A 15,326-nucleotide genomic window follows, 5' to 3' on the forward strand; every position below is an offset into this window, starting at 1 on the left:
ATGACTACTGACTAATGACTAATAGAGGCTAGCGGCTCCCAACTTGTCACATCTTCAAATAAAGATTGATACCCCGCTGCATTGGGATGCAGCCCGTCTGCAATCAGGCGCGATCGCCACCAATCACTGCCCCGATTTATCCATTTATCAAAAATATCTAAATAGGGAATTCCCCGCAACTCACAAGCTAATTTCGTTGCTTCTTTATACCGATATTGGTCAGCATGACTGTAATACAAACAATCTTGAAAAGGCATTTTACTTTCATCCACCGGCACCATCCCGACAAATATCACCGGACAAAGTTGTTGGGACAGGTTTAACAAATGATCCAAAACAGTTTTAAAATGTTCAAACTCAGTGTAGCTGCGCCCGGTAGGCGACTGCACTCTCGCCGAATCGTTGAGGCCTACCGAAAGAATAATCGCATCCGGGAAACGGTTTCTCAGTTCGCCACGGTGGCGAAACTCGTTTTCGAGCCGCTGGGAGACTTGATAGGTGCGATCGCCCCGAACGCCCAAATTGTATAAAACGTGTCCTGCACTCTCCGGTAACATCCACTGGCGCCGCAATCTTTCCACCCAACCCCCACCTACACCGTCGCCGAAACCGTAGATTAAGCTGTCGCCGAAAGCAACCAATTTGAGGGGATGAGAATTTCCCCGATGCAAGTGACCAAAGGAATAGGCTGTTGCTACCTGCATAAGCAATGATACTCAGTTAATAAATTATGAATCTTGACATACTAGACTAGAATGTAACATTACATAAAGTAGGTAGTCTCATGGCTAATAAGCGTCCACCCTTCGATTCTACTCAGCTAACCCGTCGCGCGGAAGAGTTGATTAACGGTGCATCCAACCGCTATCGGATTACGGTGCAGGTGGCGAACCGCGCAAAACGCCGTCGCTATGAAGATTTTGACAATATGGACGACCATCAAATGAAACCTGTAATGCGGGCGATATTTGAGATGTCGGACGAACTGACTCAGCCGGAAATTATCGGAGACAAGTACTAGACTTCTGGAGTTTTGGGTTTTGAGTGGTGAATTGCCAGCAATTTTTGTCAACTCAAAACTCACAACTTTTTCAAACTAGACTTGGGCGCGCGGGAGGATAAACCCGGTTTATTTCTAGTTCCCTCGTTAACAAAAATCTGATTTTTCTAATAAACCGGGTTGAGGAGTGTAAATCCTAAAATTAGAAACTAGGACATCTGCTTGGGGGTAAGTTTATGAAATTATTCTATTTTTGAAAATTTTGTCAAAACCGTGAATAGATTAAAGCAGGGCTTAAGTTTTCTGTTGGTTACTTTGAGTGTAGCGATTTTCACGCTTTTGAGTTGGGTATTGGAATCCGGGGAACTGAGTATGTCGGCTTTGGAACCTTCGCTGCTGCGGAGTTCTGAGTCTGCCTCAGTGCAGCGGGTGGCTCAACAATCTGCGCCCCCGCAAGTGAGGGTGCAAGATGCGTGGAAATTGGTGTACGAAAAATTGCCGGATTTCCCGATCGAAAATAACTACATTTCTAAGGAAACTGGAAAAGTCGATTCTACCAATACTTTAGTCGGGCGGTTGATTCGATATCACGTATTTGTCAAAGGACGGCCACCCAATTACCGCTTTGATTGGAAGTTGAGTTTAGCTGACTATTTGGGCGCCACTCCAGATTATTTGGTGGAAAGTGTTTATCCGGGAAAAGACCTTTTGCGCTCAAATCCCATGGAACAGGATCGCGCTGCTATTCAAAGGTTAAATAGAGCACAGCGGGATGCTTTGGTTCAAGCTTTGGTTGATGTTTTTACGGAGAGTTCGGGGGGTGGGCGCACACCGACGGCGGGGGAAAAACCACAAGGACGATCGAATTCGCCGGAGATACCGCAGCCGGGAGATGCGAAGTTGCTGGCACCTTAATACTCAGGAATGCAGAAACCGGGTTTTTTACGGGAATATTGCTGTTGAGCCTTTAACACAGGTAAAAAACCCGTTTTCTTTCGTATTTATGAGTAAGTCCTACTAATCTAAAATCCAAAATCTAAAATCTAAAATCTAAAATCCCTTAATGGTGGAACGTGTAATTAAAACGGGTGTTGGGTGGCGTTTGGGATGGAACCCGGAGGCCCAGGAGTTTAAGGGTTTGGTGGCTGGCGACGGTTGGGCGATCGAACTCACGGAGGCTGAGTTAAACGATTTTTGCCGATTGTTGGGGCAATTAGCCGGCACAATGAGTCACATGGCCTCTGAGTTAATGGACGAGGAAAAAATAGCTATTGAAGCCGAAAGCGACTTGCTGTGGGTGCAGGTGGAAGGCTATCCCGAAGCTTACAGCGTGCAGTTGATCTTGAATGCTGGCAGGAGGTGCGAGGGTTTTTGGCCGACGGCTGTGGCTCCGAGTTTGGTGCAGGCTGCAAAAATTTTAAAAGTTTTTTGACTTTTTAGGGAATTCTATGCTAAGCTGTTAAAGCTGTCGGGGCGTAGCGCAGCTTGGTAGCGCACTACTTTGGGGTAGTAGGGGTCGTGGGTTCAAATCCCGCCGCTCCGATTGTGATAAAACCTTCTCTATGAGAAGGTTTTGTTGTTTTAGGGTCGGCGACGCAGCTCTTACCATTCTCAATTAGGGGCATCGGCCCAGAAACAAACATCAATCTCTGCTTCCGAAAAGTCTATAGTCTATAGCTGTATCCTCAACTTCAAAGGCTTTGCGATTGCTTCGCGACCCTCACAATAAAGTTAATCATAAAAAAAAGGCGTTTGTACTTGACAAACGCCTTTTTATAGAATTACAAACGCGGCGTCTTATCTTGTTTAAACGACGCTAACAATTCGCGAATTTGGTCGGCAGCAATCTCGCGCCCGCCCAAACCAAAAGCTAGAGCAATACCAACTGCGATCGCCCCAAGCAGCAGCCCGAAAGCCAAATTCACAATATCGCTGCCAATGCCCATTTGTTGCAGCGCCAAGGCCGAAACAAAGGCAATAATCGCAATCCGAGCCGCTTGGCCCAAAAGCCGCGCTTGGCGAGTTCCAGAACTGGCAATCAAACTAAACGCCAGATTCGCCAAATACAAGCCGATCGCAAATACCACCAAACCGGCCAGCACCCGACCTGCAACCAGGACAATACCGCTAACAATTGCCGTCAGTGCTGGAATCCCCAGCACATCGGTAGCCGCCACCACAGCAAACAGCATGATGCCCACCTGCACCACGATGCCGACAAACTCAGAAGGCGTGCGGGCCGGAAGTTCCGGTTCCTGAAGAATCGTTGCCTCCGGATCGATCGAACTTGGCGGTAGTCGCAGTCGCTGTTTCGGCTGCTGCACTCCCAACCAAGAAAAGACATTGTTAAAGCCAATTCCCGTCAGGATATTAGTCACCAAATCGCTGATCCAGCGCCCCAAAAAGTAAGCAACCCCCAGAATTAGCGCTGCTGTAAAAATGTTGGGAAGCGCGCCCAGAATCGTGTTGAGCATCGCGATTGCCGGCTGCGAAATCGCCTGAATGTCCAAAGCGTTCAGAGCTGCGATCGCCGTTGGAATCAAAATCAAAACATAGACGATCGTACCGACAATCCACGACAGCGATTGTCCGCCCGAAGTCCGCGAAATTCCAAACCGAGTGCCCAAACCGTCCGCCCCAGCAGCAGCCAACAGGTTCGTGACAATCCGCCGCACCACCATAGCCAGCAGCCAGCCCACAAACCCAATCACCACAGCTTCCAGAATTTTCGGAATTGCTGCCAGAATTTGGTTGAGTAAATTATTAACCGGCAGCAGAGCCTGCTGCATTTCCAGTGAGTCGAGAATCAACGGCAAAAACAGCAGGAAAATGAACCAGTACAGCGCATTCGCCACAGTATCGCTCAGCAGCAAAGGGCGCTCAGTGGGCGCAGCGCCCACCTCCTGATTCAAGCGCTCGTCCACGCTAAAAGCCCGCATTGCCCGCGATACGGCTATTTTGGCTACAGTCGCCAACACCCAAGCAATCCCCAACCAAATTAGCGCGCCGGCTAACTTCGGCAAGAAACCGGTAATTTGATTCAGAAAAGTGTTGAGGGGTTGCGAGACAGCCGTTAGATTCAGCCGGTTGAAAAAGGCAATTAGGAAAAAGACAAAAATGATCCAGAACACCGCTGCGGAAATCCATTTTTCCACTTGCGGGGCTCCAGCTCCTTCCGGGCGCCCGGTAATCCAAGCAGCCAGCCGATTGTCGATCGTAGTCTTCTTGAGCAATCCCCCGACGACAGAAGAGACGAGGGCTGATACTATCAAGCCAATGAGCAGGATACCGACCGCCCAGAGGAGATTTTCAATGTTTGAGCCCTGAATAAAATTGTTAATTCCGCGTTCTGCATCTGTCAGCGGATTCCCGGGCTGGGCCTGGGCCAAAATGCGATCGGACAAAGCCACTATGGGGCCCGATATCGGTTGAGTTATTTCTTGCCAAGTTTCATTCATTTTTTTCTCAGGTTAACGTCACATTTGACAAGGACAAGACGAAACTTTAATAATAGTTCCAAAAAATCTAGACATCGCCTAAATTTAATGTTTGTACACTTTTAATGTACTGGGTTAACTACAAAACCCTCTATCGAATTTGGGATAAACCAATCTCCGACTGCTTTTGGGCCAATATTCCAAGAACCTTTTATATCGGCATTGATGAAGCGTCCAGTTTTGGTTCTGAACAATTCTCTTTTTACCCTACTGCCAATGTAGTCGGAATGTTGTTGAATTGGTTCCCAATCCAAAGCTGAACATTGGGAGGTGTAACTCTCCTCAACTAACAGAACTTGAATTCCAGCAAGTTGTCCTTTGTACTGCAACATTTGCACAAACCGGCGATGGGGAATACAGGGAAAATTTTGATTATTAACCAAACCCGTATTAATCCCATCTTTAAAATCATCGTTCCAGCCTATAGCCAGCAAGCCAATGTGATGATTAAGGAGTTCTTTAATAATTGCGTAACTCGTCGTGTGGAGGTAGTAATCCACTTTACAGTTACGCTTGTGCCACAATTGGGCAAGTTGTTTACTGTTTTTTTGCTGCGCTACGGGCAGCAATAATTTCAATGCCGATGAAACTTGATTGCAGTATTGATTGGTTGACTTAACAGCCCGTCCGTCGTAGATTGTCGCTACTAACCCACGAACATTGTAGGTTAATGTTGCCAGATTGTTTAATCCTAAAGCTATGGCAGCTACTGTCTGATTAACTTGTAAAGGCTTTTCTAACTTCTCATAGAGCACCTCGACCACATAACAACCTACTTTGGGAACAATCCGGATTTCCAGAATCGAGGTGACTTTTGATGGCAACCAAATATTAGTTCCAGAGGGGCGAACATATCCTTTTTTTAAAGCTCTTTTGCTGACAGCTTGACAATTAAATACAACTACATAGCGCCCGTTCTCTCTTTTTCGATCTCTTGAACCTTGATAATGAGGGCTTTGCGCTGCGGTTTTAAATTTAGTGGTGTCTTCCTGATAGTTTCGCACCCCTAGATAGTAGCTAGTCCATGCTTTGATCACTAATCCGATCGTGCTTTGTGCTAATTTTGCGGGCAGTGCTTTGTAATCAGGACTTGTTTTGAGGGCGTGATCAACAGCCAGAGCATTTGTTTGTTGGCTAGCAAAAAATTTTTTACGGTAGATGTAGTTAGCGCTATTGTAAAGATTTTTGCACAGCAAAGAGAGTCTATCGGCTTCTCGATAAAACCTATGATTTGGTTTAATGATGTGCCTTTCGACTAACTCCATAATCGGTATATATACTTTAATTCAAGATGATACACTGTATTTATGAGTGTGTCAATCTTTTAATTTCTGGGAAAATTGACGTTACAAGTAAATAAAGGACTATCAAGTAAGCAAAGTTTTGTAATACCCTCCTTGTTGCAGGTTCTCATGTCAATTCGTCAAGTTTTCGAGCAATCCATTGAAATTCGCGCTGCTGCTACTCTGGTGGAGCAATGTATAGTCGATCGCACTTTAATGCACAAGTGGCTCAATCCCCTGCTACGCTGCGATCCCCAGGGCGAATGGGATACTGCCGTAGGAAGTCGCAGCTTATTTATCATAAAAATTCCCGTTTTGCAACCCTCTTTAGAGAGTGTTGTGTTGGAGCGACAACCCGGTTTAATTGTTTGGGGGTTTGACGGATTTTTCAAAGGATGCGATCGTTGGGAATGCCAGCCGCAAATCCAAGGAACTCTCTTGATTAACCGCTTTGAATTTCAAATTCCCAATCGTTTAATTAGATTTGGTTTCAATCGCTTTGCAGCCCCTTGGACAGAAAAAGATATGAAAGACCAACTCCGCAGACTCAAGCGGGTAGCAGAGCAACTATCTCAAAGAATGGGTAAGGGGTAATGGATAATGGGTAATTGGGAACTTTTACCCTCGCGTAGCCGAAGAATTGGTAATGGGTCATGAGTAATTGCTAATAGCTGAAAGCTAGGGCTAATAGGAAAAAAGCACCAATTCCCAATTCCCAATTCCCAATTACCCCTTCCCTCCAACTTCAGTTATTTATTTCGCACTTCCCGATGGATTGGGCTGACAAATCATTTCTCTCGCCGAATTCACGGCTTGGTTAGCCGTATTTTGCAAAGCCGGGGAATTCTGATACAAAGCTTGCAAATCTTGCACATCTTTAATCACTCGCTCGTAAATAACCATCGCTTGATTGCCGTCAACTTCTAAGGCAGTAGGGCTGTAATTTTGCATCACTTCAATCAGCGATATTTTGCCATCTTTGGAAGCTGCGACTAAAGCATCGCGCAGTGCGGGCGCGCTTTGCAGCCGAGTTGCCGGCGCATAAGCAACCTCCCCCAATTGTTTGAAAACAATTTCCCCAAAATAAGTGCTTGCTAGGCGCGCTACTAATTGGGAATCTAAAGGCACTTCTCGCGTTAATATTTCGCGCATCGACTCAGGAGTTTGTTTCGCAAGACTCAGAACGCTTTGCAGTTGAGATGATGCTTGGCCTGTTTGTGCAAAGCTTTGCAAGTCGCTCATCGGTAATGTTACGTCAACAGCACCGTATTTTACGGTAACATTATCTAATGCAAAGGCTTTGCCGCTGCTTAGGAATACTGCACTTGTTCCCAGCAAAAACGCCAAACCTAAGGATAAAGACTTTGACATCCTTTTGGTTAAATGGGCTGACAGGGGTTGCATTGCGTTGAGATACCGTTGTTGAAACTGAAAGTTCATGAGTTTGTGCCTCTTTACATCAAAATACTTTTTAGATCGCTCGTCTGTGCGGACATCTGTGCGGATATCAGTGCGGATATCAGTCGGGAAAGTCAAATCTGGATTTCCGTAAATGACCTCTGATTTTACAGTCAAGTCAAGCAAATTCAACCTATCAAAAGATATGTGTTAATTGACAATTAATATGTTATACTTATATTTTTGACAATTTTAGATACCTTTGCAAAAATGATAAAAGCGAAATTTGGTCGTCAGGCAGCAGTTTATTGAGCACCACTTTTATGTCTTATAGTGTGCTGTGCGACATATAGGGAATTTAAGTTCAAAGATCCCGATCGAGCCGATCGACCAATTGGCGAATTCTAGCAGCATCAGGAGCATTCGGAGCATTTCTCAGGTATAGTTCCAAATCGTGGCGTGCTTCCACCAAGCGTCCCAGTTGATAATAGAGAATTCCGCGATCGCGCCGTTCCCCCAGCGCATCGGGAAACAGCAGCAAAATCCGTTCGATCGCCAAGAGTACCCTCACAGCATCTTGCTGTTGCAAGTAAATCGCCTTCAGATTTCCCAGCATTCGCCCCAACAAATGTCGGCGACTTACCGGGGCGAGAAAAGCCGGCTGCAACTCCATAGGTTGACCATAAATTTGAGAAAGTCTCGCTTGACAATCTTCAGGAAACAAGATTTCGCCGCCGTTAAACGCATCAACAAAAATGCCAGCATCTTCAAAATCTGGTCTAATTAAAAAATGTCCTGGCATCCCAATTCCCACCATTGGAAAATCAATGCGCTTAGCAACCTCCAAATAAACCAAAGATAAAGAGATCGGAATACCAGTACGCCGATCGATAACTTCATTCAAAAAGCTATTGCGGGGGTCGTAATAATCAGCATCATTGCCCGAAAACTGCAACTCCCCATATAAATAGGCGTTAATAGTTTGAATAATCCGCAGCGGATAATTCTGTGCCGGCAGGCGATCGCGCACTTCATCTGCGATCGTGTCGAGAGCGTTGAGATACTCCTCGGGCTCTAAATTGGGGTATTCTTCCCAAGCCATGTAAAGAGCAGCTTTCGCCAGGTCGATCGAGCCATCCGGCTGATTTATTTCTTGATAAAAGAGTTGTCGGGCGATCGGAAAATCCATATTTATGATTTATTTGATTTTAATTGCCATTTTATACGAATATCCTGTTGCCCAAAAAAATATTAAAAACATCTCTCTACTCTTCCTCTCTGCGTTCTCTGCGCCCTCTGCGGTTCAAAAAAAACAGTCTTGTATGTAACGCGAACCTTACAGCTTAACTTTTAACCTTCAAATCCCGTGACTTTTACCAATCACCCAACTGCGGCGAAAAATCCGAGCCAGAGTCGATTCTTCCAAAGCAAAATAGATAGGGCGGCCGTGAGGACAAGTACGCGGATTACGAGTTTGCTGCCATTCATCCAACAAATTTTGCATTTGGGAAAGAATCAAAGGAGTACCGTTTCGCATAGCGCTACGGCAAGCAGTCGCAACTTGAGCTGCTTGTAAATCTGCGACTTTACTGAGTTCAAAAAGCGCATCCGCACAGTCATCTCGATCGGCTAACAATTCAGGAACTTCGCGGGCAGCCCATAGCTGTTCTCCAAAACTTTCTACTTCCAAACCTAAGCGGGATAAATTTTCAATTTGCACTGCCGATAATTGACTGAGAATTACTGGTTTTTCTAGACATTTTAGCTGCCACGCCGCACACAATTGCTCGTATAAAACGCGCTCGTGAGCGATGTGTTGTTCCACCAACCACATTCCACTGGAATGTTCCGCAACAATGTATGTATTGTGAACTTGAGCGATCGCCCTTAATTCCATCAATCTTATTTTATTAGCTTTTTCCTGTTCGCCGCCTTCATCATTCTGCCTAGCCGAAATCCCGACACTGTAAGCACTTTTTTGTTCCGATGCCTTCAGCAATTTTCCCACTCGATCGGGAATTGGGGCAGGCGGCAAAACTTCATCGTTCAAATGCAAAGCACGAGTAATTGCCGCGCTAACTTGCGCTTGCCAAAAACTCGGATCATGCAGATAAATTTCCACCTTAGCGGGGTGGCGGTTCCAGTCGATTTCCGAAGGGGAGATTTGCAGGTGGACAAAACACACGGGATAGCGATCTCGCGGACAAGTGCGGGCAAAGGCGCTGAGAATAGTTTGCTCTAATTCGGGCGATCGCACAACTCGCCGATTTACCCCAACTTTCACCCAATCCGGCCGTCTGCGGTGACAGCGATCGGGCAAACCAATTACTAATTCTAAAAACTGGGAATTGGAAATTGGGAATTGGGTAGTAGCAACTGGTAATTGGTAATTAGGCTTAACTGTAGCGCCCACAAGTTGAGTTTCTAGCAATAAACTTGCAGCTTTCTGATTTTGAGGACTCGCAGGCAAATCTAACTTTAAATACTGCAAATCGCTTGATCGCACACCGCGCACGAACTGAGGTAAAAGTTGTTCTGCTGTGCTACCAGGAGTTACGTGCAAACAAGGGGTATTTGCTTGACGCAACTGCCAATTAACGTGCGGGTGACAAATAGCAATTTGCTGAAGGGTTAATTGGATCGATCGCATTTGCTGTGCCGGCGACAAAAAACTGCGGCGCACAGGCCAATTGCCAAACAAATTATCAACAGTCACCACCGTACCCGGAGCGATCGCGGCTGTTTCCACCTCTACAGCAACGCCCGCGTTATTGTAAACCACCCGCCAGCCCGATCGAGCATTTTCAACTCCCCCCTTGTTAAAGGATGATTTGGCGGGGGTTTGCGCCGACTCTCGATTTTCCGAAAAATCCCCCAATCCCAAATCATTCGATCGGCTCAAAACCTCCAAACAGCCCAACTGAGCTAAACTGTGCAAAGCTTCCCCCCGAAATCCCAAAGTATCAATTTTATAAAGGTCAGCTTCAGTGGTAATTTTGCTCGTACTGTGAGGGGAAGCCGCCTGCTGCAAATTTTCCAGATCCATTCCTGTACCATTATCTGCAACTTGCACCCGCCACTGTTCGGGCCAGACAGAAACAATGATGCGAGTTGCGCCAGCATCCAGAGAATTTTCAACTAATTCTCGTACCGCTGCGGCGATCGAGTCAATCACTTCGCCGGCGGCAATTAAGTTGATAACTTCTGTGGGTAAGGTTTGAATATTAACTGGCATCAAATTTTTAGCAGTTCGTTAATTCAATTATACTTGATTCTCCAAGTCGCTACACAGTATTAGGACTTACGCTCTTAAAGCCGGTTTATTAGAAAAATATTGTTTTACAACAAGATATTTACTCATCAACTAAGTCTCTGATGCTTAGTGAAAAAGTCCTAAGTATATATCTTCCAACCTACTTAATTTTGCTCTCCTAAAGCCATGATTTTCGGCAAGCGGATGTAAAAAGTTGTGCCTTTTCCGTCCTCTGACTCATAAGTAATTTTCCCTTTGTGAGCCTCCACAATCGACTTAACAATCGCCGTTCCTAACCCAGTACCAGTCCGCTTGCCATAAGTCACAAACGGTTCAAATAACTTTTCCTTAATTGTCGGCGGAATGCCTGGGCCGTTATCGTAAATGCTAATTTCTGCCCACTCCTCACTTTGCGTCACCCCAATCTCCACCCGACCCCCTCTGCCGCCAAAAGCCTCAACAGCATTCCCAACTAAATTTTGTAAAACGCGCAAAATCTTATTTTCATCCGCTTCCACTATTACTTCTGTCACCCGTACTGCTAAATCTACTTTTGCTGCTTCACAATAAACTCTGTTCAACTTTTCAAACTGCTGCAACGTCTGAATTAAATTAACTGGTTTTTTATTGAATACAGAATTACCTCGCGAAAATTCTAATACTTCTTCAGCCATCCCCAACATTCGATGAACCTGCAATTGAATAAGTTCACACCACTCCTGAGTTTCCTCATCTGGGTGCATTTCTTTGAGCATTTCACTGGAGAGTTTAATTCCGGTAAAAGGACTTTTGAAATCGTGAATAATTGTACTCACCATTTCTCCTACCAATACCATTTTTTGTTTGTGTACCAACTGGCTCACATATTGATCCGTGGTCTCCCGTAAATTTTTAGTAATGAAACTAAACATTTGCAGTACCGAACTGCCTTTAGCAAACTGGAGAGTTGTGATTAGTTCTTCACGGCCTATTTTCGCCAAAGTCGAGCCTGCAACTGCCACAGCTCTAGCACTGCGAGGCTCTCCGTCTAAAACTCCGAGTTCGCCAAAATAATCGTCTGGCTTAGCGACAGCAACCGTTTGATATTTATGATTTTCAATCCGCTTGCTAAACTCGACTTTACCTTCTAAAACTAGATAGAAAAAATCGGCTATTTCTCCTTCTTCAAAAACCAGCGTTTCCTCAGCAAAACTCTCCAAAACAGCTATTTGGCAAAGGTGAGCAGCTTGCTCTGGTTCAAAATAAGACATAAATCGATGAGATGCCAGATCCATGTGAAAATACCTGAGACTTAATTTAAACAGTTTCTTTCTTCTATTTTCGCCGATCGCCCTCGGTGCGTTAATAAAATACAATACTGCTTTAATCTGGCTCTCTTTTCTAGCCTCCCAGGCTGTGACGCAAGGATCAGCGTCGGGATGCAGAGCCAGACTAGGACAGCAGCACCAGCAATCTCACCAAAGTTCTCAGTTAGTTGACTAAAATACATAAATATTGTACTATTTTTGAGATTTAAATTGGACGTGGGAGAGTTCTCCGGCCACCTCAGAAGATTTTAACTGTAGAGAGATCGTGTAAATTAAATGCCGATCGACCGAGTTTACAAAAATTAACGATTGCCCGATAAAACGATCGCAGCATTCTGCCCGCCAAAGCCAAAACTTAAACAAACCGCATTTCTGACAATAGCCGATCGCGCACAGCGAACAAAATCTAATTCAAACCCCGGTTTTTTCATTCCCACGCAAGGCGGCAACATCTGATATTTAATACTCATCAAACAAAAAGCCACGCCCAAAGCTCCCGAAGCTCCCAAAGTATGACCCGTAGCCCCCTTAGTCGAACTAACAGCAACTCCTGGGTGAAATAACTTCTCAATTAACAGTGCTTCGTGTCGGTCATTTAACTCAGTTGCAGTACCGTGAGCATGAATAAAATCTATATCAATCGTCGCTAAATTGCTGCGTTTCAAACATTGATTTACCGCCGCGATCGCACTTTCCCCCCCCAGCTCCGGCGCATTAGCATGACAAGCATCATTTGTCAAGCCAAAACCGGAAACTCGACCGTAAATTTTAGCACCACGACGCCTTGCCAACTCGGCAGATTCTAATACAAATAAAGCCCCGCCTTCACCGAGCACAAAGCCTTCCCGATTTTCATCAAAGGGATAGCACCCATTGTTTGCCAAAGCACCCATCCGGCTAAATCCAGCCAGAGTCAGCGGTGTGATAGGCGCTTCCACAGCACCTGCGATCGCCCGCTGACACTCACCAGTGCGGATTAAATCAACAGCACGGGCGATCGACCAAATACCCGTGGCACAAGCAGCCATCGGCGCCAATACCGGCCCCGTTGAGCCAATTGCCCTCGCCGCTGCGATCGCCCCCATGTGAGGCAAAAAATTCACAAATTGAGAATTGGGAATTGGGCATGGGGCATGGGGAATCGGTAATTGGGAATTGGGAATTGGGCATTGCGAATCGGTAATTGAGAATTCTCTTCCTTTTTCCTTCTTCCTTCTTCCTTCTTCCTTCTTCCCTCTTCCTTCGCTTGCCAACAGTTCCAAATTTGCCTGGAAGCCACGGCTAGAACCGATCGCAATCCCGCAATCTGGCAAAGGCAAAGTCAAATTAGCATCTTGCAAAGCATCTGCTAAAACCTGCCGAATTAAAGTTATTAAATCAGCAGGTTTTGTGCCAACCAAAGCCAAAGGTAGCGGTTCCATTTCTAAAAAAGGTTGATGGTGTCGAATTCCCGACTTCCCGGACAACAATCTTTTCCAGCCATCATCCAGAGTACCTAAAGCCGAAACAAGACCAATTCCGGTAACAACAACATCCATAAGTAAAAGGCTTGCTTTTGGCACAAAGTAGAAAGTAGAAGGCAGTTGTTTCTCAAATGACTACTGCCAACTGCCAACTGCCAACTGCCAACTGCCAACTGACTACTAATTAACAGCCTTAAAATTTTCCAAACCCTGAGTAACGGTAGCCTTATCAATGCGATCGCCCGCTTCAATCTTATCAATCACATCCATGCCTTGCTTGACGTACCCAAAAACCGCATAGCTACCGTCCAAAAACGGTACATCGGTCAAAGTAAAGTAAAACTGAGAAGAAGCCGAATCAGGACTCTGCGATCGAGCCATAGCAACAGCCCCGCGAGTGTGCATCAACACGGGTTTCTCCTTAACCCCAGCTTCTTCTAGCGTTTGGCTGTAAGTCGGATTGGCAGCACCTTTTACTTTAATTTCCAGAGGAATCCTGCGTTCGGTAGAAGTTTTTGGGTCAATAAAACCCCCAGTTCCCAGTCGCGCTGTAGGGAATTTAGGGTCTTTACCCTGGGGGTCGCCGCCCTGAACTACAAAAGGCTGAGGTTCCCGCACGACTCGGTGAAATACCAGCCCATCGTAGACTCCTTTCTGAACCAAATCGACAAAATTGCCCGCAGTAATTGGCGCATTTGTGCCGTCGAGTTCGATCGTAATTGGAGCACCTTTAACCGTCATCACCACCGTTGCTTTTCCTTCCAATCGTGGCAAATTGCTAAATTGCGAACTCGCCACTACAGCAGGAGAAGGAGACGGAGACAAAGAAATATTTTCACCCGACGCCGGATTTGGTGTCGGAGTCGAGTTTGCCACAGGGGAACTACCGCATCCTCCGACAAACAGCGCGCCAATTATTAAAAGTGAGAACAACCACCGCTGAATTTTGATTTGCATTTGCATTTGTATTTTCACTTTGAGTCAATTACGGACTTGGCAACTAAAGATTTTAATTCAATAGTCCGAACTGTTTTTAGTTCGTAGTCTAAAAACCGCGATTTTCCTTGGATAGCGAACTTGCCTAATCGCCTTGAAACCCTTATTCTACAGTTGGCAATCAAAAACTATCCGAAGTATTGTGAATTGATAGATTCAAAAATTGGTAACGGGCTTACTCGCAGATCGATCTTTTTCACTTACCAGCTAGGTAAGGTGCGCGGCCCGGCGCACCCTACGAGACATTACCAATCTAAAATCTAAAACCGCAAATCGAAAATCCCTAAAGTCCTTCTAGGGGAACTTGCAAAAATCGAGCCAATTCGGCCGCTTGATTTTCCACTTCAGACAAAGCAATCGGCTGTCCGACTCTAGTCAGGGGAAACTGACGGCGGTCTTTGAGCTTAAGATAAATACTGCGGCGGGGATTGAGACCTTCTTTAATGTCTACCCGCACAGATTGCACATCCGATGTCTTGCAATTAAAATCAACTTTGCGGTTTTTGCCGGGAAAACCCCAGCGAAAGATCCGAATGTTACCAGTTTGTCGATCGAACTCGTTGTAACCGCCACCGACATCCCAGAGAATAGTCAGCCACAGGTAGAGCGCCAACAGCACGCCACAGACACCGTAGAAACCCATCGCAATGCCTTGGGGGATGAAAACAAGCTGAGTCGGGTCAGCAAAAGGCAGCAGGTTAACGTGCAAGTAGCTGGAAATGCCCGACAGCAGGAAACCAGTCCCTCCAATGCTGACCACCGTCGCCCACCAGTAATTGCTGAAGCGGCGGGAGCCCAAAACCGGGTAGCGCAGGACAGGATCGATCGAGGTCATTGTTTTTGCAGTCATAAAATTAAACAGCCTTAAAGCCAAATCTTAATTCAATTAGCCCACCGAGCGTCACGCTTCGCTGACGAGATCGCGATCGACCGATCGGCATTGTGTATCAACTCCTGCTAATTATGTTGAAAAATTATGAACTTCTAATATATAGTTATGTTAACTTTAATTAGAAACCTTGGTCTTTTAACAAGCAAAAGGATTTTACCCCAATGACAATCGCAGTCGGACGCGCCCAGACCGAAAGAGGCATATTTGATGTCCTCGACGACTGGCTCAAACGCGATC

Annotated in this window: 14 protein-coding genes and 1 tRNA gene; 5 read left to right on the top strand and 10 right to left on the bottom strand. The window is 45.7% G+C overall.

Features of this window, described 5'->3' with window-relative positions; genetic code table 11:
- Window positions 1-11: 11 nt before the first annotated feature.
- Window positions 12-704, bottom strand: a complete 693-nt coding sequence (locus tag QT979_RS12030; RefSeq protein ID WP_333216046.1) for a GDSL-type esterase/lipase family protein — start codon at window positions 702-704, stop codon at window positions 12-14.
- An 80-nt stretch (window positions 705-784) separates the two neighbouring features.
- Between QT979_RS12030 and QT979_RS12035 the strand changes: the two genes are divergently transcribed.
- The 4 genes from QT979_RS12035 (at window position 785) to QT979_RS12050 (ending at window position 2,543) form a co-directional block, all read left to right on the top strand.
- The gene (locus QT979_RS12035) at window positions 785-1,021 is read left to right on the top strand and encodes a DNA-directed RNA polymerase subunit omega (RefSeq protein WP_333080095.1); all 237 of its coding nucleotides are present in this window, start codon (window positions 785-787) and stop codon (window positions 1,019-1,021) included.
- A gap of 252 nt (window positions 1,022-1,273) precedes the next feature.
- Window positions 1,274-1,915 (top strand): hypothetical protein, encoded by a 642-nt coding sequence (locus QT979_RS12040; protein ID WP_333310130.1) that lies wholly within the window; start codon window positions 1,274-1,276, stop codon window positions 1,913-1,915.
- 148 nt (window positions 1,916-2,063) lie between these two features.
- The gene (locus tag QT979_RS12045) at window positions 2,064-2,432 is read left to right on the top strand and encodes a DUF1818 family protein (RefSeq protein WP_333233128.1); all 369 of its coding nucleotides are present in this window, start codon (window positions 2,064-2,066) and stop codon (window positions 2,430-2,432) included.
- A gap of 37 nt (window positions 2,433-2,469) precedes the next feature.
- A tRNA-Pro gene (locus tag QT979_RS12050) sits at window positions 2,470-2,543 on the top strand.
- A gap of 238 nt (window positions 2,544-2,781) precedes the next feature.
- Here the strand turns inward: QT979_RS12050 and QT979_RS12055 are convergent.
- Both QT979_RS12055 and QT979_RS12060 read right to left on the bottom strand, forming a co-directional pair.
- Window positions 2,782-4,458 carry a mechanosensitive ion channel gene (locus QT979_RS12055; protein WP_333310132.1) on the bottom strand — a complete coding sequence of 559 codons (1,677 nt, stop codon included), beginning with the start codon at window positions 4,456-4,458 and terminating at the stop codon, window positions 2,782-2,784.
- Between the two features lie 101 nt (window positions 4,459-4,559).
- Window positions 4,560-5,762, bottom strand: coding sequence for a transposase (locus tag QT979_RS12060; protein WP_333310134.1), 1,203 nt, complete (start codon window positions 5,760-5,762; stop codon window positions 4,560-4,562).
- A gap of 147 nt (window positions 5,763-5,909) precedes the next feature.
- Here QT979_RS12060 and QT979_RS12065 point away from each other — a divergent pair, with 147 nt between their 5' ends.
- A complete protein-coding gene (locus tag QT979_RS12065) occupies window positions 5,910-6,374 on the top strand; it encodes an SRPBCC family protein (protein ID WP_333057572.1) in 465 nt (154 codons plus the stop codon).
- Window positions 6,375-6,533: 159 nt separating this feature from the next.
- Here the strand turns inward: QT979_RS12065 and QT979_RS12070 are convergent, their stop codons facing one another.
- The 7 genes from QT979_RS12070 to QT979_RS12100 form a co-directional block, all read right to left on the bottom strand.
- On the bottom strand, window positions 6,534-7,355 hold the full coding sequence (locus QT979_RS12070) for an alpha/beta hydrolase (RefSeq protein ID WP_333310136.1): 822 nt from the start codon (window positions 7,353-7,355) through the stop codon (window positions 6,534-6,536).
- A gap of 187 nt (window positions 7,356-7,542) precedes the next feature.
- A complete protein-coding gene (locus tag QT979_RS12075; RefSeq protein ID WP_333310138.1) occupies window positions 7,543-8,367 on the bottom strand; it encodes a transglutaminase family protein in 825 nt (274 codons plus the stop codon).
- Window positions 8,368-8,535: 168 nt separating this feature from the next.
- Complete coding sequence (gene mutL, locus QT979_RS12080) at window positions 8,536-10,413, bottom strand: DNA mismatch repair endonuclease MutL (protein WP_333310140.1); 1,878 nt, start codon at window positions 10,411-10,413, stop codon at window positions 8,536-8,538.
- A gap of 182 nt (window positions 10,414-10,595) precedes the next feature.
- Entirely contained in the window at window positions 10,596-11,705 is a 1,110-nt protein-coding gene (locus QT979_RS12085) for an ATP-binding protein (protein WP_333310141.1), read from the bottom strand.
- Window positions 11,706-12,040: 335 nt separating this feature from the next.
- Window positions 12,041-13,276 carry a beta-ketoacyl-ACP synthase gene (locus tag QT979_RS12090; protein WP_333310143.1) on the bottom strand — a complete coding sequence of 412 codons (1,236 nt, stop codon included), beginning with the start codon at window positions 13,274-13,276 and terminating at the stop codon, window positions 12,041-12,043.
- 105 nt (window positions 13,277-13,381) lie between these two features.
- A complete protein-coding gene (locus QT979_RS12095; protein ID WP_445242650.1) occupies window positions 13,382-14,164 on the bottom strand; it encodes a peptidylprolyl isomerase in 783 nt (260 codons plus the stop codon).
- 316 nt (window positions 14,165-14,480) lie between these two features.
- On the bottom strand, window positions 14,481-15,047 hold the full coding sequence (locus QT979_RS12100; RefSeq protein ID WP_333216027.1) for a photosystem I assembly protein Ycf4: 567 nt from the start codon (window positions 15,045-15,047) through the stop codon (window positions 14,481-14,483).
- Between the last annotated feature and the right edge of the window lie 279 nt (window positions 15,048-15,326).

Source organism: Microcoleus sp. w2-18bC1 (assembly GCF_036700365.1).
GTDB lineage: Bacteria > Cyanobacteriota > Cyanobacteriia > Cyanobacteriales > Microcoleaceae > Microcoleus.

Bases quoted from the DNA above. Each gene is read 5' to 3' on its own strand.
- QT979_RS12030 (WP_333216046.1), bottom strand. From the start codon at position 704: ATGCAGGTAGCAACAGCCTATTCCTTTGGTCACTTGCATCGGGGAAAT.
- QT979_RS12035 (WP_333080095.1), top strand. From the start codon at position 785: ATGGCTAATAAGCGTCCACCCTTCGATTCTACTCAGCTAACCCGTCGC.
- QT979_RS12045 (WP_333233128.1), top strand. From the start codon at position 2,064: ATGGTGGAACGTGTAATTAAAACGGGTGTTGGGTGGCGTTTGGGATGG.
- QT979_RS12055 (WP_333310132.1), bottom strand. From the start codon at position 4,458: ATGAATGAAACTTGGCAAGAAATAACTCAACCGATATCGGGCCCCATA.
- QT979_RS12060 (WP_333310134.1), bottom strand. From the start codon at position 5,762: ATGGAGTTAGTCGAAAGGCACATCATTAAACCAAATCATAGGTTTTAT.
- QT979_RS12065 (WP_333057572.1), top strand. From the start codon at position 5,910: ATGTCAATTCGTCAAGTTTTCGAGCAATCCATTGAAATTCGCGCTGCT.
- QT979_RS12075 (WP_333310138.1), bottom strand. From the start codon at position 8,367: ATGGATTTTCCGATCGCCCGACAACTCTTTTATCAAGAAATAAATCAG.
- mutL (WP_333310140.1), bottom strand. From the start codon at position 10,413: ATGCCAGTTAATATTCAAACCTTACCCACAGAAGTTATCAACTTAATT.
- QT979_RS12085 (WP_333310141.1), bottom strand. From the start codon at position 11,705: ATGGATCTGGCATCTCATCGATTTATGTCTTATTTTGAACCAGAGCAA.
- QT979_RS12090 (WP_333310143.1), bottom strand. From the start codon at position 13,276: ATGGATGTTGTTGTTACCGGAATTGGTCTTGTTTCGGCTTTAGGTACT.
- QT979_RS12095 (WP_445242650.1), bottom strand. From the start codon at position 14,164: ATGCAAATGCAAATCAAAATTCAGCGGTGGTTGTTCTCACTTTTAATA.
- QT979_RS12100 (WP_333216027.1), bottom strand. From the start codon at position 15,047: ATGACTGCAAAAACAATGACCTCGATCGATCCTGTCCTGCGCTACCCG.